Genomic DNA, 20,632 nt, shown 5'->3' with positions numbered 1-20,632 from the left:
CGGTTCCGCGGTGGTTCCCGAAATGGCTTCGCTACGCTCGCCCAGGATCTTTCACATGACCAATCCGCTCCTCGACTTCACCGACCTCCCCCTGTTCGACCGCATCAAGCCCGAACACGTGTCGCCCGCGGTCGACGCGCTGCTGGCCGATGCCGAGGCCGCGCTGCAGACGGTGACGGCGCCCGAATTCCCGGCCGACTGGATCGCGATCTCCAAGGTGCTCGACGTGGCCTCCGAACGCTTCAGCCGCGCCTGGGGCGCTGTCGGTCACCTCAACGCCGTGGCCGACACGCCGGAGCTGCGCGCCGCCTACAACGAGGCCATGCCGCGCGTCACCGCCTTCTGGACCCGCCTGGGTTCCGACGAGCGCCTGTACGCCAAGTACAAGGCCATCGACCCGGCCACGCTCAACCCCGAGCAGCGCCAGGCGCACAAGAACGCCGTGCGCAACTTCGTGCTCGGCGGCGCCGAGCTGCAGGGCGAGGCCAAGCAGCGCTTTGCCGACATCCAGGAACGCCAGGCCGAGCTGAGCCAGAAGTTCAGCGAAAACGCCCTCGACGCCACCGACGCCTTCGCGCACTACGCGCAGCTGGGTGAACTCGACGGTGTGCCCGAAGACGTGGTGAGCGCCGCGCGCGCGGCCGCCGAGGCCGAAGGCAAGAAGGGCTACAAGCTCACGCTCAAGATGCCGTGCTACCTGCCGGTGATGCAGTTCGCCAAGAGCAGCGCACTGCGCGAAACCCTGTACCGCGCCTACGTCACGCGCGCCAGCGAACTCGGCGATCCGAAGTTCGACAACACCGCGCTCATCACCGAGATCCTCGCGCTGCGCGAGGAAGAATCGAAGCTGCTGGGCTACAAGAATTTCGGCGAACTCTCGGTCGTGCCCAAAATGGCCGAATCGCCCGAGCAGGTCGTCAAGTTTCTGCGCGACCTCGCCGCCAAGGCCAAGCCCTACGGCGAGCGCGACCTGGCCGACCTGCGCGCCTTCGCGGCCGAGCAGCTGAACCTCGTCGACCCGCAAGCCTGGGACTGGACCTATGTCGGCGAAAAGCTCAAGGAAGCGCGCTACGCCTTCAGCGAGCAGGAGGTGAAGCAGTACTTCCCGGCGCCGAAGGTGATGGCCGGCCTGTTCAAGATCGTCGAAACGCTGTTCGAGGTGTCGATCCGCCGCGACAACGCGCCCACCTGGCACCCGAGCGTCGAGTTCTACCGCATCGAGCGGGCCGGCCAGAAGGTCGGCCAGTTCTACCTCGACCCCTCCGCCCGCGCCGCCAAGCGCGGCGGCGCCTGGATGGACGACGTGCGCGCCCGCTGGCTGCGCCCCGACGACGGCGTGCTGCAGACGCCGGTGGCGCAGCTGGTGTGCAACTTCGCCAGCGGCGTCGACGGCAAGCCGCCGCTGCTCACGCACGACGACGTGACCACCCTCTTCCACGAGTTCGGCCACGGCCTGCACCACATGCTCACGCAGGTGAACGAGCGCGACGTGTCTGGCATCAGCGGCGTCGAGTGGGACGCGGTCGAGCTGCCGAGCCAGTTCATGGAAAACTTCTGCTGGGAGTGGGACGTGCTCGCCCACATGACGGCCCACGTCGACACCGGCGAGCCGCTGCCGCGCGCGCTGTTCGACAAGATGACCGCCGCCAAGAACTTCCAGAGCGGGCTGCAGACGCTGCGCCAGATCGAGTTCTCGCTGTTCGACATGCTGCTGCACACCGAGCACCAGGCTGCCGCCGCCGCCCCGGGCGCCGTGATGGCGCTGCTCGGCCAGGTGCGCGCGGAAGTGGCCGTGATGCCCTCGCCGCCCTTCAGCCGAACGCCGAACACCTTCAGCCACATCTTCTCGGGCGGCTACGCGGCCGGCTACTACAGCTACAAGTGGGCCGAGGTGCTGAGCGCCGACGCCTACGCGGCTTTCGAGGAAACCGTGGGCGCCGACGGCGAGCCCAACATCGAGACCGGCCGCCGATACCGCCAGGCCATCCTGGAGGCCGGCGGCAGCCGCAGCGCCATGGATTCGTTCAAGGCCTTCCGGGGCCGCGAGCCGCAGCTTGATGCGCTGCTGCGACATCAGGGCATGGCTCAGGCCCAGCCCGCTTGATACGGCGCTGAAGCTTGCGATACTCGGGAGATATGTATCCGACTTTTTACAAACTCCCGATGCGCGGCCTGATCGGCCTGGTCCTCGTGCTGTCGACCGCCAGCGTGCTGGCGCAGGCGGTCTACCGCCAGGTCGACAAGAACGGCAAGGTCACGTTCTCGGACCAGCCCCCCGTCGTCACCAACGCACCGACGGGCGGGCCCCAGCCCGCTGGCGTCAACGCGCCGACGAACAGCGGGCTTCCCTACGAACTGCGCCAGGTGGCACAGCGCTACCCCGTCACGCTGTACAGCGGCGAAGGCTGCGGCCCCTGCAACGAGGCGCGCACGCTGCTCACCACGCGCGGCATTCCCTTCGAGGAACGCACCATCAAGAGCAACGAGGACGTCGACGCCCTGCAGCGCCTGAGCGGACAGAACGCGCTGCCGCTGCTCACCGTCGGGTCGCAGCAGCTCAAGGGCTTCTCGGATGTGGAATGGTCGCGCTACCTCGACGCGGCCGGCTATCCCAAGAGCAACAGCCTGCCCCCAGGCTATCGGCCGCCGGCCGCGCGCCCGCTCGTCGCGCAGCAGGCACCGGCGGCGGCCGCACCCCGTGCGACCGACACGCCCTTGCAGCCGCCGAATCCCGCGCCGGCACCGCCCTCGAACGCACCAGGCCCGAACAACCCGGCCGGCATCAAGTTCTAGGAACGACGGGGGCCCCGCCCCCGTGCTCCCCGTGCTGCATCGCCGCCGTTCAGCCGGCGAACTGCAACGTCTTCACGCCCGACGCCGTGCCCAGCAGGCACACATCGGCCTTCTGGTGGGCGAAGACCCCCACCGTCACCACGCCGGGCCACTGGCTCACTTCGGATTCGAAGGCGCGCGGGTCGGTGATCCGCAGGCCGGTCACGTCGACGATGTGCTGGCCGTTGTCGGTCACCAGCGGCAGGCCGTCTTTTTCGCGCACCTGGGCGATGCCGCCCAAGCCGGCGAACTGGCGCATCACGCGGCGCACGGCCATCGGGATCACTTCCACCGGCAGCGGAAACGCGCCGAGCGTCTCGACCAGCTTGGAGGCGTCGGCGATGCAGACGAAGCGCTTGGACTGCGCCGCGACGATCTTCTCGCGCGTGAGCGCCGCGCCGCCGCCCTTCACCATGAAGCCCCGGTGGTCGATCTCGTCGGCGCCGTCGATGTAGACGGCCAGTTCTTCCACCTCGTTGCTGTCGAACACCGGGATGCCCAGTGCGCGCAGGCGCTCGGTGGACGCGACCGAACTGGAGACGGCGCCTTTGATCTGGTCCTTGATCGTGGCCAGTGCGTCGATGAACTTGTTGACCGTGGAGCCGGTGCCCACGCCGACGATCTCGCCCTTGACCACGTAGGCCAGCGCGGCAAGGCCGACCTGGGCCTTGAGTTCATCCTGGGAAAGAGGGGTTGGGGAGGCGGGTGCGGTCATCGCGGAGAATCCTTGGCTCATTGAAGTCGAGAATTATCCGATGCCCCTGCTGTTGCCCTCTTCGCTCTATGGCCTGGCCCGCCCTTTTCTGTTCGGTTTCGACCCCGAGCACGCCCATGAAATCACCCTCGACGGGCTGGCCCGCACCCAGAACACGCCATTGGCCTGCGCCTACGCGGCGACGCGCGTCGAAGACCCGATCCAGCTGGCTGGCCTGAATTTCCCCAACCGCGTCGGCCTGGCCGCCGGGCTGGACAAGAACGCACGCTGCATCGACGCCTTCGCGGCCATGGGCTTCGGCTTCGTCGAGGTCGGCACGGTCACGCCCAAGGGCCAGCCCGGCAACCCGAAGCCGCGCATGTTCCGCCTGCCGCAGCGCGATGCACTGATCAACCGGCTCGGCTTCAACAACGAAGGGCTCGATGCCTTCCTCGCCAACGTGCAGAAGGCGCGCTTTCGCAAGCAGGCCGGCGGCGGCAAGTCGCCGATGCTGCTGGGCCTGAACATCGGCAAGAACGCGGCCACGCCGATCGAGCGCGCGGTGGACGACTACCTGGCCTGCCTGGATGGCGTCTACCCGCACGCGGACTACGTGACGATCAACATCTCCAGCCCCAACACGGCCAACCTGCGCTCGCTGCAGAGCGACGAAGCGCTCGACGCCCTGCTGGGCGCCGTGGCCGAGCGGCGTGAAGCGCTGGCCACGCGCCACGGCAAGCGCGCGCCGCTGTTCGTGAAGATCGCCCCCGACCTCGACGACGCCCAGGTCGCGGTGATCGCCGCCACGCTGCAGCGCCACGGCATGGACGGCGTGATCGCCACCAACACCACGCTCGCGCGCGACGCGGTGGCCGGCCTGCCGCACGCACAGGAAGCCGGCGGCCTTTCGGGCGCGCCGGTGCGCGAAGCCAGCAACCGCGTCATCGCGCAACTGCGCGCGGCGCTGGGCAAGGACTTTCCGATCATCGGGGTGGGCGGCATCCTGAGTGCGACCGATGCCAAGGCCAAGATCGCCGCGGGCGCGGACGTGGTGCAGATCTACACCGGCCTGATCTATCGCGGCCCCGGGCTGGTCCGCGAAACGGCCCAGGCGCTGCAACGGGATCGTCGCAAGGCCTGAGCCGGTTCTTCTCTTTGCTGCCGGTGGCTCAGCGCATGCGCCAGAGCACCGGTGCAATGACCGTGGCCCAGCGCAGTAGCCGCTTCGGACGGATCACCGCCACAGCAGCGGCAGCGACCACCCCCGCGGCCACCGGGTGTTCGCGCGCAATGCGCAACGCGGTTGCCGCGGCCGATTCGTTGACGTGCTCGCCCGAGGCCGGCTGCGTCTCGCGACCGCCCTGCAGGGTGGCGATGCGCTCGCGCTGGCGGTCCATGCGGGCCAGCAGCTCTTCGCGCGTGGCGGGGCGCTGCGGACGCGGCGCTTCGTCGTCCAGCTCCGGGTCCTTGCCGAGGTTGAAGCGGTCCTGGACCCAGGCCCAGTCGCGCTCGAACTCCTGAAAGGTCGGAACGAAGCTGTTGGAAGCGTTGCTCAGGCTGCGCATCAGGCCGATGACGGCCGCCAGCCACAGCACCGCCCAGACACCGGCCACCACCCAGGCGGCGGTGACGCGGTACGGCGTGTCCCAGTAATGCACGACCACCGCCATCGAAAGCAACGCCACCGCGACGGTGGTCAGCCCCAGCACGGCGACGACCAGGACGAGGGTCAGCTTCAGGCGCTGCTTCTCGTCCTCCCAGGCCATGCGCAGCAACTGCACCCGGTCCTCGGCCGCCAGCGCACCTTCGGCGGCGGCGATGCGCAACCGGCGGATGCGGGCATCGAGCCCGAACAGGGACAGCAGTCTCATGCGCCGCCTCCGCCCTCACCGGCCACAGTGTGGCAACGGCGAACGAAGGGACGGCGGTGCGCGCTCAGGCCGGTGCAGTGACGCTCAGCGGCGGCCAAGCAACAGGCCCACCAGCACGCCGACGGCCAGTGCGGCGCCGGCAACCTGCCAAGGTTCGTCGTGGGCGTAGGTGTTGGTGGCGGTGGCCGCCTGGCGCGCCTTCTTGGCGGCCAGCTTGCTCTTTTCGGAAGCCAGCTCGCGCGCGATGGCGAGCTTGGTGTCGATGCGTTGGCGCAGCGCCTTGATGTGGGGAACCGAATCCAGGTCCTTGCTGGCCAGCACGCCGCGCACGTCGCTTGCGATGTCTTCGGCTGCTGCTTCAAGATTGTTGGATGCACTCATTGGAATCTTTCCTCCGTGATGACACCGGCACCGCGCCGGCGGCTTCACGCCAGCATATGGCGTGCTGTCATGTTACAGGCTCGAAAGCCCCTCATGCGCGACAGATGTGCTCAGTTGTGCCCGAGTGCATGCATCAGGCGTCGGCGAGCAGGTCCGCAACGTGCCGTCCGATGGCCAGGCAACTGGTGAGTCCGGGCGACTCGATGCCGAAGAGATGGACCAACCCCGGCACACCATGCGACGCGAGCCCCGCGATCACGAAGTCGGCCGCGGGCGCATCCGGCCCCGAGATCTTCGGGCGCATGCCCGCATAGCCGGGAATCAACGCCCCGTCGGGCAAGGCCGGCCAGTACCTGCGCACCTCGTCGTAGAAGCGCTCGCCGCGCGTCGGATCGACCACGAGATCGTCGGCCGCCTCGACCCATTGCACGTCGGGCCCAAACTTGGCCTGTCCACCGAGGTCGAGCGTCAGGTGCACGCCGAGCCCGCCCGGTTCCGGCACGGGATAGATGAGCCGACCGAAAGGCGCGCGGCCCGCGAGCGTGAAGTAGCTGCCCTTGGCGAAGTACTCGCGCGGCACCACCGACGCCGGCATGCCTTCGAAGCGACGCGCCAACGCCGGTGCGCCCAGCCCCGCGGCATTGACCACGGTGCGGCAACGCAGGGCCGTGCCATCGGCGGCGATCAGCACGACGGCCCCATCCACGCATTCGGCGCGTTCGATGGGCGACTTGAGCGCCAGCATGCCGCCCGCGTTCTCGAGATCGCCGAGCAGGCCCAGCATCAGCGCGTGGCTGTCGACGATGCCCGTGCTCGGCGAATGCAGCGCGGCCACGCAATGCAGTTGCGGCTCCATGGCGTTGGCTTGCTGTGCGGTGAGCAGCACCAGATCGTCCACGCCGTTGGCCGCGGCCTTGGCGCGGATCACGTCGAGTTGCCCCACCTGTTCGGCCGAGGTCGCCACGATGAGCTTGCCGCAGCGGCTGTGCGGCACGCCGCGCGCCTGCGCGTAGGTGTACAGCGCGTCGCGTCCTTCGACGCACAGCGTCGCCTTCAGCGAACCCTGCGGGTAATAGATGCCCGCGTGGATCACCTCGCTGTTGCGCGAACTCGTTCCCGTGCCGATGGCCCCTTCGGACTCCAGCACCAGCACCTCCCGGCCCGCGAGCGCCAATGCGCGCGCCACGGCCAGACCCACCACGCCGGCACCGATGACGGCGCAATCGATTTCATCCATCGCGCGAGCTTAGCGCGGCGCGACGGGCGTTCGGCCTACCTCGCGCTGGGCGGCGGCTCGGGGTCGGTGGGCTCGTCGGGCGCGTGCTCCGGCCCTTCGTCGGGCTCGACCGGCAGGTCGGGTGTGATCGGAGACGGAAGATCGGGTTGGGTGGCCATGGCTGCACTCCTTCGTTCCATCTCTTCGTTCTAGCGCGTTCTCACGCGCCTGCAAGCGGCCCGTGGCGGAAGGCGTCGTCGGTGCGCACCGACAACAGGCCCTCGCCCAGGCGTTCCAGCAACAGGGCCACGCACGCTGCTGTGTCCTCGCCCCTCCCACACCACACAGGGAGGATCACAGTGGACGATGCATGGCAGGGCCAGTCTAGGCATCGCCGCGCCTTCGCACATGAGCGAAGCGCCCTTTGGTGAGGGAGCCATGCGCCCTGCCCGGCGTGCATGCGAGCGTGACAAAGCGCCTGCCTGGGACCGGGTACCTGGCGCGGCCCCCACGATCCGCCGGTCGCGTCGAGAAAAACGCCGTCCGTCCGGCCTGAAAAACCCGTGCCCGTAAAGCACTCGCGCCGCGGTCCGACGGTGAATTGCGGACGAAATGACGGGCCCGCTGCGTCGATGCCCCGACCCGGCTCAGGCCTTCCCGCCGGCGCGACGGAAATCAACCGGGATCAATGCCGGTACCCATGGCGCGACCGTCTTTCCGAAATTTGCCGGCGATTGTCGCAATGCATCCCCGCGCTCCGCGCGCTGACAGAGGGGAAAGTACCTCGACCCCCATTGCTCTCTATTTCATTAAAACAATGGACATCATTTGAATTTCAATGATCGCCAAGAATCACGAAAAATTGCAACCCAGGCACCAAAAATCAGATGACAAGTAACATTTTTCATTAGATCTTTTAGGCCCTTTGAGAATTTTCAAATTCACCCTCGAATTACCCAAAAGACAAAAATCCATTCCACGGAAGAAAAATATCTACCCCATTCTGAGTGCTCAACGCTCGAATGCCGATTCCTTCCAACTGCCTCAGTTCGCGAAAAGTTTCTTGTCAATCGTCAAAACTTGTCTGACTTTAGAAATTTTCATCAAATTGATGCCGAAACTCAGACTCGCAGGTCTGCAGACATAGCGAAGAAGAATGGCCATTTTTTTGAATCGACGTTCCATCATGGCTTCCTACAGGGGTGACAAAACGCCCACTACAAATGGCCTTGGTACCTCAAATGTCATGGCTTAGGTAGTTCGATTCGGAAATATTTATATCAAAATGTAAACATGGAGAAAAGAGACAAACAGAAGGCTCACCAAGTTCATAGGATCGCGACAAACCAAGAACCAAATCCAATTGAAATCAATTCGATTCCTTCAATTGAATTTTCCATTCACAGTCTGCAGCCGGGTAATTGCATGGAAACCCACATTGCTTCGTCGCCGGAGGCCGCCGTGGCCTCGCTGGCCGCGCTGGGCGATCTGTTCGTGTCGCCGCCCGCGCGCACGGCGGCAGGCGAACGGCTCGGCGTCTCGCTGGCCCTCGACGCCGGGTTCGCGCAGCGCTGGCTCGCGTCGCTGGGCACCACGGGGTACCTGCCGGACACGCTCTTCGTGGGTGCCTGGCTGCTGCTGCAATCGCGCTGGCTGGGCGCGGCCCTGCCGGGGTCTCACGGCATGCCGACGTCGCTGCCCGGCACCGCCAGCGCGTGGCTGACCCAGCTCGACCTCGACCGGCGGGCCACGCCGCACACCGCCGACACCCAGTCACCCCTGCGGCTCGAAGCCCGGACAGAACTCCCCGCCAGCCTGCATCTGGACGTCGACGCGAGCCTGATGGACGCGCCCTGCGCCAGCCGCCTGCTCGCAGCCATCGCCGACACCGCCGCCGATCTGCTGGCGCATCCCGGTGCGGCGCTCCACAACATCCGCGCCCTGCCCGACACCGACCGCCGCGACCAGCTCGCCGCATGGGCCACGCCGCCCGCCGCGCCCGACCTGTCGCTCACCGTGCCCGCCGTGTTCGGCCGCCGGGCCGCGGCCACGCCCGACGCGGTGGCGCTGGTGGAAGGCGACGAAACGATGACCTACGCCGAGCTCGACGCGCGCAGCGACCGGCTCGCACAGCGCCTGCAGCAGTCGGGCGTGCAGGCAGGCGACCCCGTCGGGATGGTGTTCGAGCGCTCGATGGCCGCCATCGTCGCCATGCTCGGCATCCTCAAGGCGGGCGCGGCCTACGTGCCGGTACCCACCGACTTTCCGCCCGAACGCGTCGCCACGATGTTCGACCAGGCCGGCGTGACCCGGGTCGTGACGATCGAGGCACTGGCCTCTCTCGTGCCGGCCCACTGCACCGCCGTGCGGATCGACGCGCCCGAAGACAGCGCGGCCCCCACGCCGTGGACGCCGCCGGCCTTCGACGGCGAATCGCTGGCGTACCTCATGTACACCTCGGGCTCGACCGGCGTACCCAAGGGCATCGAGATCAGCCATCGCGCCATCCTTCGGCTCGTCGTCGATGTCGACTACATCGAACTGGCACCCGGGCGCGCGATGCTGCACGCGGCGCCGCTTGCCTTCGACGCCTCGACGCTCGAAGTCTGGGGGCCGTTGCTCAACGGCGGGCGCTGCGTGATCCACGGCGAACGGGTACCCACCGGCGCCGGCCTCGCACGCACCATCGCCCGCCACGAGGTCCACACCGCCTGGCTCACGGCCTCGCTCTTCAACGCCGTGGTCGACGGCGATCCGCAGCATCTCGCGGGCCTGGCGCACCTGTTCACGGGCGGCGAAGCGCTGTCGGTACCCCATGTGCGGCGCGCGCTCGACGCACTCCCCGGGCTCACGCTCAGCAACGGCTACGGGCCGACCGAGTGCACGACCTTCGCGGCGACCCATCGCATCGAGCGCGCCGCGATCGCAGCGGGCCCGCGCTCGGTACCGCTCGGGCGCCCGATCAAGGACACCGTGCTGCGCGTGCTGAGCCCGACGCTCGAGCTGCTGCCCAGCGGACTCGTGGGCGAGCTGTGCATCGGCGGACACGGCCTGGCGCGCGGTTACCTGGGGCAGCCCGAACTCACGGCCGCGCGCTTCGTGCCCGACCCCTTCGGCGCGCCGGGCGAGCGGCTCTACCGCACCGGCGACCTTGCCCGCTGGCTCCCCGACGGCACCCTCGAATTCATCGGCCGCATCGACGGCCAGGTCAAGATCCACGGCCACCGCATCGAGACCGGCGAGGTCGAGGCGGCCATCCTCGCGCACCCCGCGGTGCAGTCTTGCGCGGTGGTCGCGCGGCCCGGTCGCGACGGCCAGCTGCGCCTGGTCGCGTACCTGGTCGCACGCACGCAGAAGCTGGCGTGGGACACGCTGCGCGCGCACCTGGCGGCCCGCCTGCCCGCGGTGATGCTTCCGTCGGCGCAGGTGTGGCTTGCGCAACTCCCCGTCACGCCCAACGGCAAGCTCGACCGCAACGCCCTGCCCGAGCCGGCCGCCCAGCGCCCCGAACTCGCGCAGCCTTTCGAGGCCGCGCGCGACGCGCTCGAGCAGCAGGTGTGCGACGCCTTCGCACGCGCCCTGGGCATCGACAAGGCCGGGCGTCACGACAACTTCTTCGACCTGGGCGGCAGCTCGCTGCTGGTGCTGCAGGTGCTGGCGGACCTGCAGCGCGAAGGCGCGCCGCCGCTGTCGACCAACCTCTTCTTCCGCCACCCGACGCCGGGCGCCATCGCGGCGCAACTGCAGTCCGCTGGCGAGGCGCCGCAGGCGCCACAACCCGTGCCCGTGCGCGAGGACGCCGCCAGCGTCCCCGAGCCCATCGCTCTCATCGCCACCGCCGGTCGCTTCCCCGGCGCGGGCGATGTGGAGCAGTTCTGGGACAACCTCGTCGCCGGGCGCGACACCATCAGCTTCTTCGACGACGCCAGCCTGGACGCCGGCGTCAGCGAGTCGCTGCGCCGCGACCCGGCCTACGTGCGGGCACGCGGCGTGATCGACGGCATCGAGGGCTTCGATGCCGCCTTCTTCGGCATCGGCCCGAAGGAAGCCGCGCTCATGGACCCGCAGCACCGCGTGTTCCTCGAGATCTGCTGGGAGTGCCTGGAGCGCGCGGGCTACGTGCCCGACGAAGCGCCGGGCCCGGTGGGCGTGTATGCGGGCACGTACAACGCGACCTACTTCCAGCGCCACGTCGCCTCGCGGCCCGACCTCGTGGAGGCCGTCGGCGAGTTCCAGGTGATGCTGGCCAACGAGAAGGACTACATCACCACCCGCGTGGCCAACCGGCTCAACCTGCGCGGGCCGGCGGTGAGCGTCAACACCGCGTGCTCGACCTCGCTGGTCGCGGTGGCCCAGGCCTTCCACGCGCTGCGCACGGGCCAGTGCTACATGGCGCTGGCGGGCGGCGCCTCGGTCACCTGCCCGCCGCGCAGCGGCTACCTCTACAACGAGGGCTCGATGCTCTCGCCCGACGGCCACACGCGCAGCTTCGACGCGCAGGCCAAGGGCACCGTGTTCAGCGACGGCGCCGCCGTGGTGCTGCTCAAGCGGCTGTCCGACGCGCAGGCCGACGGCGACACCGTCTATGCCGTGCTGCGCAGCGCCTGCGTCAACAACGATGGCGGCGCCAAGGCCAGCTTCACCGCGCCCAGCGTGGACGGCCAGGCGGCCGTGATCCGCGCCGCGCTGGCCGCGGCGGACGTGGACGCGCGCAGCATTTCCTACGTGGAAGCGCACGGCACCGCCACGCCGATGGGCGACCCGGTCGAGGTCGAAGCGCTGGCCGTCGCGTACGCCGAACACACCGACGCGCGGGGCTACTGCACGCTGGGCTCGCTCAAGAGCAACGTGGGCCACATGGTCACGGCCGCGGGTGCCGCCGGCCTCATCAAGACGGCGCTGTCGCTGCACCACGAACTGATTCCGCCCACCGCGCACTTCACGGCACCGAACCCGGCGATCGACTTCGCGCGCACGCCGTTCCACGTCAGCAACCAGCTGCAGCCGTGGCCGCGGGCCGCGCTGCCGCGCCGCGCGGGCGTCAGCTCCTTCGGTGTCGGGGGCACCAACGCACACGTCGTGCTCGAGGAAGCGCCGGCGCGGCAGGCGCGCACCACGCAGCCGGGCGTCCATGTGCTGGCGCTGTCGGCCCGCTCGGAGGCCGCGCTCGCGGTCGCGACGCAGCAGCTGGCAACGCACCTGGAGGAACAGCCCGAGCTTTGCCTGGCCGACGCGGCGTTCACCCTGTGCGTCGGCCGCAAGGCCCATGCCTTCCGCCGCGCCGTGGTGGCCGGCGATGCGGCGCAGGCCATCGAGGCCTTGCGCTCGGAGAACACGGCGTGGCGCGTGAGCGACCGGATCGCCGAGCGCGCGCCGCAGCCCGTGCTGATGTTCCCGGGCCAGGGCGCGCAGTACCCGGGCATGGGCCGCGCGCTGCATGCGGGCGACCCGGTGTTCGCGGCCGCGTTCGACAACTGCCTGCGCGCCTTCGAGGGCGCGCTGGACTTCGACCTGCGCGAGCGCCTGTTCGCAGACGACCCGCAGGCGCTCGCGCCGACGGCCGTCACGCAGCCCGCGCTCTTCACGCTCGAGTACGCGCTCGCACGGCGGCTGCTGTCGCTGGGCCTGCGTCCGCACGCGCTGATCGGCCACAGCGTCGGCGAATTCGTCGCGGCCGTGATCGCCGGCGTGATGCGCCTGGAAGATGCCGCCCGGCTCATTGCCCGCCGCGGCGCGCTCATGCAGGCACAGCCCGCAGGAACGATGCTGTCGGTGCGCCTGGGCGCGGACGCATTGGCCTCGCGGCTCGCGTCCTCGCCCCAGGTCTCGCTCGCCGCGGAGAACGCACCCGGCGCCTGCGTGGCCGCCGGCCCCACCGAGGCCATCGCCGAACTCCAGGCCGCGCTCGAAGCCGAGGGCGTCGCCTGCCGGCTGCTGCAGACCTCGCACGCGTTTCACTCCGCCATGATGGACGCCGCGGTGGCGCCCTTCGAGGCGCTCGTGAGCCAGGTGGCGCTGCACGCACCGCAGATCCCCCTCTACTCCACGTTCACCGGTCGCCTGCTCGAAGACGCACAGGCCACCAGCCCGACCTACTGGGCGCAGCACCTGCGCGGCACCGTGCGCTTCTCGCCCGCCCTGCAAAGCGCGGCGGACGACGCCACCCATCCGGTGTTCGTGGAGGTCGGTCCCCGCAACACGCTGGCCGCGCTGGTGCGCCAGCACCGCCTGCCGGGCCTGGCCCCGGCCTCGAAGGCCGGCGCCGTGGCGGTGTCGCTGCTGCACGGCGAGCCGGCCGACGAGACCCGGACCCTGCGCCTGGCCGCCGCGCGCCTGTGGACCTGCGGCGCCGAGGTCGATCTCGCCCTGCTGGCACCGCGCGCCGGCGCCCGGCGCGTGTGCCTGCCCACCTACCCGTTCGAACGCAAGCGCCTCTGGGTCGACATCGCGCCCGCCGCGCCGGTGTCGCCCGCCCTGGCGCCCGTCCTGCCTGTTTCATTGGAGCCGATCGTGACCGCTGCAGCGCCCTCGCCTGACCTTCCTCTGCCTTCTTCCCCGCCGCCCGAGGCGTCGCGCGCGGCGTCGGTCGACAGCCGATTGCGGGCCCTGTTCGAAGACATCTCGGGCATCGACATGGCCCAGGCCGAGGGCCAGGCCCCGTTCGGCGAGATCGGGATGGACTCGCTCACGCTGACCCAGGCCGCCACGCAGATCAAGAAACGCTTCAAGGTCGAGCTGAGCTTCCGGCAGCTGATGGAGAACTACCGCAGCTTCGACGCGCTGGCCGCGTACCTGCTGCAGAGCCTGCCGCCCGAGGCCGAGCCGGTGGCCGCGCCCCCCACGCCCGCCATGCCCTCCATGCCTGCGGCATCCGCCGTGCAGGTGTCGATGCCAACGCCACCGCAAGGGCTTGCGCAGCCCACCGGCCTGCTGAACCAGGTGATCGCGCAGCAGATGGAGCTGATGCGCCAGCAGCTCGCGCTCCTGTCCGGCGCCGCCGCGCCAGTGGCGGTGGCAGCGATGCCCGTGTCGGCCGAGGCCGCACCCGCCGCGCAGCCGCAGCCGCCCGCCGAAGCCCCGCTTCGCTACGACGTCAACAAGGCCTTCGGCGCCATCGCCCGCATCCACACCCAGCGCACCGCCGAACCCAGCGCGCGGCAGAAGGCGCGGCTGGCGACCTTCGTGCGGCGCTATGTCGAGCGCACGCCAAAAAGCAAGCGCTTCACCGAGGACAACCGCGCCCACATGGCGGACCCGCGCGTGGTCAACGGCTTCCGTCCGCTGACCAAGGAGATCACCTACCAGATCGTGATCGAGCGCTCCAAGGGTTCCAGGCTGTGGGACCTCGACGGCAACGAGTACGTCGACGCGCTCAACGGCTTCGGGCTGAACCTGTTCGGCTGGCAACCCGACTTCGTGCAGGACGCCGTGCGGGCCCAGCTCGATGCGGGCTACGAGATCGGGCCGCAGCATCCGCTCGCGGCCGACGTGACGCGCCTCATCTGCGAACTCACGGGCAGCGAGCGCGCCGGCCTGTGCAACACCGGCTCCGAGGCCGTGATGGCGGCGCTGCGCATCGCGCGCACCGTCACCGGGCGCAGCACGGTGGTGGCCTTCACGGGCTCCTACCACGGCACCTTCGACGAAGTGCTGGTGCGCGCCGGCAAGGGCGGCAAGGGCCTGTCGGCCGCGCCCGGCGTGATGAGCGGCATGTTCGGCGACATCCGCGTGCTCGACTACGGCACGCCCGAGGCGCTGGCCTTCATCCGCGACAACGCCGCGGACCTGGCGGCCGTGCTGGTCGAGCCGGTGCAAAGCCGCCGCCCCGACTTCCAGCCGCGCGAGTTCCTGCACGACGTGCGCGACGTCACCGCGAAGAACGGCTGCTGCCTCATCTTCGACGAGGTCATCACCGGCTTTCGCAGCGCGCTGGGCGGTGCGCAGGAACTGTTCGGCGTGCGCGCCGACCTGGCCACCTACGGCAAGGTGATCGGCGGCGGTTTTCCGGTCGGCGTGATCGCCGGCAAGCGCGAGTTCATGGATGCGCTCGACGGCGGCGCCTGGCAGTACGGCGACGACTCGATCCCGGGCGTGGGCGTGACCTACTTCGCCGGCACCTTCGTGCGCCACCCGCTCGCGCTCGCCGCGGCCAAGGCCTCGCTCACGCACCTGAAGGAGGCCGGGCCCGCGCTGCAGGCCGGGCTCAACGCGAGCACGACCGCCATGGCCACGGAGCTCTCGGGCTGGTGCCAGGAGGTCGGCGCGCCGATCGAGATCCGCCATTTCGCGTCGCTGTGGCGCGTGAGCTGGCTCGAAGACCAGCCGCTGCAGGACCTGCTGTTCGCCATGATGCGCAGCCGCGGCGTGCACATCCTGGACAACTTCCCGTGCTTCCTCACGAGCGCGCACAGCGCCGAGGACATCGCCTTCCTGCAGCGCGCCTTCAAGGAATCGGTCGCCGAGATGCAGGAATCCGGCTTCCTTCCGCGCCGCGCTCCCGCCCCCACCCGCTTCGACGCGCGCAAGCCCGTCGAGGACGGCAGCGTGCTGGCCCGCGACAGCGACGGCCAGCCGTACTGGTACGTACCCGAAGACGCCGCCTCGCACGAGCGCCTCCTCATCAACGGAAAGGCCGCAGCATGAACGCCGCACTCAAGCCCACCGCGAGCGGTGGCCTCGTCGAATGCATCATTGCGACCACCGAGTCGCAGCGCGAAATCTGGCTCGGCGCCACGCTGAGCCCCGAGGCCTCGATGGCCTACAACGAGTCGGTCGTGCTGCGCCTGCGCGGCGCGCTGGACGGCGACGCCTTGGCGCGCGCCACCGACCGGCTGCTCGAACGCCACCAGGCGCTGCGCGCCACCATCTCGCCGGACGGCACCTTCATGCTGGTCAGCCCGCCGGCCGGGAACCACCTGGTCCGCCACGACCTGGGCGGGCTCGCGCCCGAAGCCCTCGCGCAGGCGCTGCACGCGGCCCACGACGAGGCGGTCTGCACGCCGTTCTCGCTCGAACACGGACCGCTGTTCCGGGCGGTGCTGTACCGCCTGGGCGATGACGAGCACGAGCTCGTGATGTCCGCGCACCACGTGGTCTGCGACGGCTGGTCGTGGGCGGTCATCACCGAGCAGCTGGGCCACCTCTATGCCGAGGAAACCGGCATCGGGCTCAAGCTCAAGGCCGCGCCGCTCTTCGCGGACTTCGCCACCGAGGAAGCCGTCGCGGCCGCGAGCCCCGACATGCAGGCGCACATCGACTACTGGCTGGAGCGCTTTGCCGGCAACACGCAGCCCGTGCTCGACCTGCCGCTGGACCGCCCCCGCCCGGCCGCGCGCACCTTCAACTCGCGCCGCGCCGAGCGCCTGCTCGACCGGCGCGTGGTGGGCGCCGTGCGCATCGCGAGCACCAAGGCCGGCGTCAGCCTGTTCACGGGCCTGCTCAGCGGCTTCGTGGCGACGCTGCACCGCCTCACGGGCCAGGAAGACATCGTCGTCGGCATCCCGACCTCGGGCCAGCTCGCGCACGACGTGCCCGGCCTGGTCGGCCATTGCGTGAACCTGCTGCCGCTGCGCATCGCCGCGCACCCGGCCATGCGCTTCGACGCGCTGATGGACGAATGCAGCACCGCCGTGCTCGACGCGTTCGATCACCAGGCCCTGACCTACGGCGCGCTGCTGGGCCAGCTGTCGCTCGAGCGCGACCCGAGCCGGCTGCCGCTGGTGAGCGTGACCTTCAATGTCGACCCCGACGTGGCGAGCAGCGCGCAGGCCTTCACCACGCTCGACGTGGTGCAGGACACCATCGCCCGGCGCTACGAGAACTTCGAACTCTTCGTGAACCTGCGCCCGCACGCCGGCAGCCTGCAGGTCGAGGCGCAATACAACACCGACCTGTTCGACGACGTGAGCGTGCAGCGCTGGCTCGACATGTTCGAGTGCGTGCTGCAGTCGGCCGCGCACAAGACCGACGACACCATCGGCGGGCTCGACGTGCTGTCCGCCGGTGCCGCGCGTGCGCTGCTGGCGCTGCAGCCCGCACGCGTGCCGCTGCGCGGCGCGCCGCTGGCGCATGCCGGCTTCGTGGCGCGCGTGCCGCAGCAGCCGCACCGCCCGGCGGTGCGCGACGGCGCGCGCAGCTGCAGCTACGGCGAGCTCGACGCGCTGTCCAACCGCCTGGCGCGTGCATTGCGCGCGCGCGGCGTGGGCCGCGGCCAGCGCGTGGGGCTGTGCCTGGAACGCAGCCTGGAGATGGTCGTCGCCATGCTGGGCATCCTCAAGGCGGGGGCGTCCTACGTGCCGATGGACACCTCATTTCCGCAGGCGCGGCTGGACCACTACGCCAGCGACGCCACCCTCAGCCTGATGCTGACCTCGTCCGACATCGCGGTGGCGCCGCGCGACTGGCGCGCCGACGCCGACCAGCGCGTCTTCGAGATCGATCGCGACACCGCCTGGCGCCAGCTCTCGGGCGACGCGCTGCCGCCGAGCAGCGACGACCCGGGCTCCGAAGACGCGGCCTATGTGATCTACACCTCCGGCTCGACCGGCCTGCCCAAGGGCGTCATCGCGCACCACCGGGGCGTGGCGCACCTGCTGCAGTGGATGCAGCGCGAATCGGGCATCGGCCCGTCCGATCGCATCGCCGCCGTCACCACGCTGTCGTTCGACATGGCCGTGCCCGACCTGCTGCTGCCGCTGGCGGCGGGCGCCGAACTCGTGATGGTGCAGCGAGAGGTCGCCATGGACGGCAACCGCCTGTCGCAGGCGCTCGACGACGAACAGATCACGCTGCTGCAGGCCACGCCCGGCATGTGGCAGCTGCTGCTCGATGCCCAGTGGGCCGGCGGCACGCCCGGTTTCCGCGGCTGGACCGGCGGCGAGGCGCTGCGCCCGAGCATGGCGCTGGCGCTGTGCGAGCGCATGGAAGGCCTGTGGAACGGCTACGGCCCGACCGAGACGACGGTGTACTCCACGGCCTGGCATGTGCGTCCCGAAGAGATCGCCTCGCGCGGCATCTCGATCGGCAGGCCCGTCGACAACACCGAGATCTGGATCCTCGATGCCGACCTGCAGCCCTGCCCGATCGGCGTGCCCGGCGAAATCTGCATCGCGGGCGAAGGCGTCTCGCTGGGCTACCTCGACCGCCCCGCGCTGACCGCCGAGCGCTTCGTCACGGTGCGCATCTTCGGCGCCACGAAGAAGGTCTACCGCTCCGGCGACCGCGGCCGCTGGCGCAACGACGGGCTGCTCGACCACCTCGGCCGGCTCGACTTCCAGGTCAAGGTGCGCGGCTACCGCATCGAGCCCGGCGAGATCGAGGTGCGCTGCTGCGAAGTGGCCGGTGTCTCGCGCAGCGTGGTCGTGGCCCGCGAGGACAACCCCGGCGACGTGCGCCTGGTGGCCTACCTGGCGCTGGCGCCCGAGGGCGGCTTCGACCTCGATGCGCTGATGGTGCACCTGCGCAAGCACCTGCCGGCCTTCATGCTGCCGCAGCACGTGGTGACGCTCGATGCCCTGCCCACGCTGGCCAACGGCAAGGTCGACCGCGTCTCGCTGCCGCCGCCGCAGGCGGTGGCGCGCAACGAAGTGCGGCGCGGCGCGGGTCCGCGCAACGCGCACGAGCGCAAGGTGCTCGCGGTCATGGAGAAGGTGCTGAGCCTGCCGGGCCTGGACATGCACGACAACTTCTTCACCATGGGCGGCCACTCGCTGCTGGCCGCGCGGCTCACCACGCTGCTGAGCCGCGAGTTCCAGGTCACGCTGCCGCTGCGCGCGCTGTTCGAAGCGCCCACGGCCGAGAAGCTGACCGCGGTCATCGAGGCCCTGCAGGGCGCGGGCGTCGGCCTGCAGGCGCCGATTGCCTGCCACCCCGATCGCCGCAGCGCACCGCTCACGCCTTCGCAGGAACGCATCCGCTTCATGGAGCAGCTGTACACGGGCCGTTCGGTCTACAACGCGCCCTCGGCCCAGCGGCTCACCGGCAAGCTCGACGCCGCGCGCTTCGAAGGTGCGCTGCGCGAAATGATCCGCCGCCAGCCGTCGCTGCGCACGCGCATCGGCTTCGACGAGGACACGGGGCGGCCCATTCAATCGATCGCGGAGTCGGTGGAGTTCGCCTTGCCGCTGGTCGACCTGCGCGGCCTGCCCGCTGACCAGCGCGAGGCCGAGCTGGTCGAGCAGATGCAGGAGCTGGCCGACCGGCCGCTCGACATCCACAGCGCGCCGATGATGCGCGCGACCCTGTTCCAGCTCGACGACAACGAACACGTCTTCCTGTTCGTGCCGCATCACCTGATCTGGGACGGCTGGTCCTTCGACCTGATGCAGCGCGAACTGGGCGCGTTCTACGACGCCGCCGAACGCGGCCGCCCGCACAACCTGCCCGCGCTCGCCACCACCCATGGCGACTATGCCGAGTGGCTCGAGAAATGGCTGACCGAGCCCGCCTGCGAGGAGCAGCTCGCGTTCTGGCGCGGCCGGCTCGCAAGCGCCAGGGCCGTGCGCCCGCCCCGCACCGACATGCCGCGCCGCGCGGGCAAGAGCGGCCAGGGCGGCGCGCACTGGATCCACATCGACCTGCAGAGCACGCAGCGGCTGCGCGAGGTGGCGCGCGACATGGACGTGACGCTCAGCATGCTGACCTTCGGCATCTACGCGCTGACCATGGCCCAGGCGACCGGCAACGACGCCATCGTCATCGCGAACCCGGTGCGCGGGCGCCAGCAGGCCGAGACGGAAGACGTCATGGGCTTCTTCAACAACGTGCTGCCGGTCTCGCTCGCGGTCGACATGGCGCTGCCGCTGCCCGACTTCATGCGCTACGTGAAGCAGGAGCTGCTGTCGATGATGAACCACCAGCAGGTGCCGTTCGAGCGCCTGATGGCCGAGCCCGGCTATGCGGGGCAGATCAAGGCCTCGGGGCCCTACCAGGCGATGTTCTCGTTCCAGGACGCCCGCGAACGCGCGCGCACCGTCGGCAGCCTGCAGACCCGCCAGGTGCACGTGATGCAGCACGGCGCCACCGACGACGTCGGCGTGTGGCTGATGGACAAGCCGCACGGCCTGGAAGGCGCGCTGCTCTACAACGCCGACGTGTACCTGCGCGAGACCGGCGCCCAGCTGCGCGAGCGTTATCTCGAGGTGCTGGCCCGCGTCGCCGACCACCCCAATGCCACGCTCGCCGAGATCGCCAGCGCCGAAGGCTCGGCCAGCGCACGCTATCTGCGCAAGCTGGTGGCCGACGAGGCGGACAAGAGTGCGCCGGCCGATCCCCTCAACGGCGACGCGCGCGAGGCGAAGCGCGGACTGCTCAGCCCCGAGCACGCCCAGCTGGCCCAGATCTGGGCCGACGTGATCGGCATCGACGTCGACGAGATCCGCGCCAGCGACAACTTCTTCGACCTCGGCGGCGACTCGCTGCTGGTGCTGCGCGCCGTGCAGCAGGCGGCGCAGACGCTGGGGCACCGCGTGGAGCCGCGCCGCTACCTGTTCGAGAACCTCGGGCAGATCGCGTCCTCGGCGCACGGCACGCCGCACGGCGTGCCCTCGGACCTCGCCGACCTGGCCGCCGGCACGGCCGCGCATGCACAGCGCGGCGGGCTGCTCGGCGCACTCGGCAGCTGGCTGCGCAAGGGGTGAC

The 20,632-nt window shown here is 69.9% G+C and carries 10 protein-coding genes; 5 read left to right on the top strand and 5 right to left on the bottom strand.

The features are described 5' to 3' along the window. Positions 1-55 precede the first annotated feature (55 nt). Positions 56-2,104 (top strand): M3 family metallopeptidase, encoded by a 2,049-nt coding sequence (locus AC07O4_RS03060; protein WP_495303735.1) that lies wholly within the window; start codon positions 56-58, stop codon positions 2,102-2,104. A 59-nt stretch (positions 2,105-2,163) separates the two neighbouring features. Continuing rightward, positions 2,164-2,793 carry a glutaredoxin family protein gene (locus AC07O4_RS03055; protein ID WP_307693132.1) on the top strand — a complete coding sequence of 210 codons (630 nt, stop codon included), beginning with the start codon at positions 2,164-2,166 and terminating at the stop codon, positions 2,791-2,793. A 49-nt stretch (positions 2,794-2,842) separates the two neighbouring features. Here the strand turns inward: AC07O4_RS03055 and rpiA are convergent, their stop codons facing one another. Next, positions 2,843-3,547 carry a ribose-5-phosphate isomerase RpiA gene (gene rpiA / locus AC07O4_RS03050; RefSeq protein WP_307586937.1) on the bottom strand — a complete coding sequence of 235 codons (705 nt, stop codon included), beginning with the start codon at positions 3,545-3,547 and terminating at the stop codon, positions 2,843-2,845. Between the two features lie 40 nt (positions 3,548-3,587). Here rpiA and AC07O4_RS03045 point away from each other — a divergent pair, with 40 nt between their 5' ends. Continuing rightward, positions 3,588-4,667: a quinone-dependent dihydroorotate dehydrogenase gene (locus tag AC07O4_RS03045; RefSeq protein ID WP_495303734.1), complete on the top strand. Its 1,080-nt coding sequence runs from the start codon at positions 3,588-3,590 to the stop codon at positions 4,665-4,667. 28 nt (positions 4,668-4,695) lie between these two features. On the opposite strand, the gene AC07O4_RS03040 is transcribed toward AC07O4_RS03045, so the two are convergent. The 4 genes from AC07O4_RS03040 to AC07O4_RS03025 all read right to left on the bottom strand — a co-directional run bounded on the left by AC07O4_RS03040 (position 4,696) and on the right by AC07O4_RS03025 (position 7,173). Beyond that, entirely contained in the window at positions 4,696-5,397 is a 702-nt protein-coding gene (locus AC07O4_RS03040; RefSeq protein WP_495303733.1) for a phage holin family protein, read from the bottom strand. Positions 5,398-5,481: 84 nt separating this feature from the next. Then, positions 5,482-5,778, bottom strand: a complete 297-nt coding sequence (locus AC07O4_RS03035; protein ID WP_056580064.1) for a glycine zipper domain-containing protein — start codon at positions 5,776-5,778, stop codon at positions 5,482-5,484. Between the two features lie 133 nt (positions 5,779-5,911). Continuing rightward, entirely contained in the window at positions 5,912-7,015 is a 1,104-nt protein-coding gene (locus AC07O4_RS03030; protein WP_495303732.1) for an NAD(P)/FAD-dependent oxidoreductase, read from the bottom strand. A gap of 35 nt (positions 7,016-7,050) precedes the next feature. Beyond that, a complete protein-coding gene (locus AC07O4_RS03025) occupies positions 7,051-7,173 on the bottom strand; it encodes a hypothetical protein (protein WP_062479916.1) in 123 nt (40 codons plus the stop codon). Positions 7,174-8,419: 1,246 nt separating this feature from the next. Here AC07O4_RS03025 and AC07O4_RS03020 point away from each other — a divergent pair. Together AC07O4_RS03020 and AC07O4_RS03015 are read left to right on the top strand one after the other, a co-directional pair. Then, positions 8,420-15,637, top strand: coding sequence for an amino acid adenylation domain-containing protein (locus tag AC07O4_RS03020; protein WP_495303731.1), 7,218 nt, complete (start codon positions 8,420-8,422; stop codon positions 15,635-15,637). Next, positions 15,634-20,631: an amino acid adenylation domain-containing protein gene (locus AC07O4_RS03015; RefSeq protein WP_495303730.1), complete on the top strand. Its 4,998-nt coding sequence runs from the start codon at positions 15,634-15,636 to the stop codon at positions 20,629-20,631. The genes AC07O4_RS03020 and AC07O4_RS03015 overlap by 4 nt, the downstream gene beginning before the upstream one ends. The last annotated feature ends 1 nt before the right edge of the window (position 20,632 follow it).

It is taken from the genome of Variovorax sp. GW821-FHT09D04 (assembly GCF_059416405.1).
Note: the sequence above shows the minus strand (reverse complement) of the source record. Positions and strands in the feature narration are given on the sequence as shown.

Excerpts from the sequence above, each read along its gene's own strand:
- AC07O4_RS03040 (WP_495303733.1), bottom strand. The coding sequence starts at position 5,397 with ATGAGACTGCTGTCCCTGTTCGGGCTCGATGCCCGCATCCGCCGGTTG.
- AC07O4_RS03030 (WP_495303732.1), bottom strand. The coding sequence starts at position 7,015 with ATGGATGAAATCGATTGCGCCGTCATCGGTGCCGGCGTGGTGGGTCTG.
- AC07O4_RS03035 (WP_056580064.1), bottom strand. The coding sequence starts at position 5,778 with ATGAGTGCATCCAACAATCTTGAAGCAGCAGCCGAAGACATCGCAAGC.
- AC07O4_RS03015 (WP_495303730.1), top strand. The coding sequence starts at position 15,634 with ATGAACGCCGCACTCAAGCCCACCGCGAGCGGTGGCCTCGTCGAATGC.
- AC07O4_RS03025 (WP_062479916.1), bottom strand. The coding sequence starts at position 7,173 with ATGGCCACCCAACCCGATCTTCCGTCTCCGATCACACCCGACCTGCCG.
- AC07O4_RS03055 (WP_307693132.1), top strand. The coding sequence starts at position 2,164 with ATGCGCGGCCTGATCGGCCTGGTCCTCGTGCTGTCGACCGCCAGCGTG.
- AC07O4_RS03020 (WP_495303731.1), top strand. The coding sequence starts at position 8,420 with ATGGAAACCCACATTGCTTCGTCGCCGGAGGCCGCCGTGGCCTCGCTG.
- AC07O4_RS03045 (WP_495303734.1), top strand. The coding sequence starts at position 3,588 with ATGCCCCTGCTGTTGCCCTCTTCGCTCTATGGCCTGGCCCGCCCTTTT.
- AC07O4_RS03060 (WP_495303735.1), top strand. The coding sequence starts at position 56 with ATGACCAATCCGCTCCTCGACTTCACCGACCTCCCCCTGTTCGACCGC.
- rpiA (WP_307586937.1), bottom strand. The coding sequence starts at position 3,547 with ATGACCGCACCCGCCTCCCCAACCCCTCTTTCCCAGGATGAACTCAAG.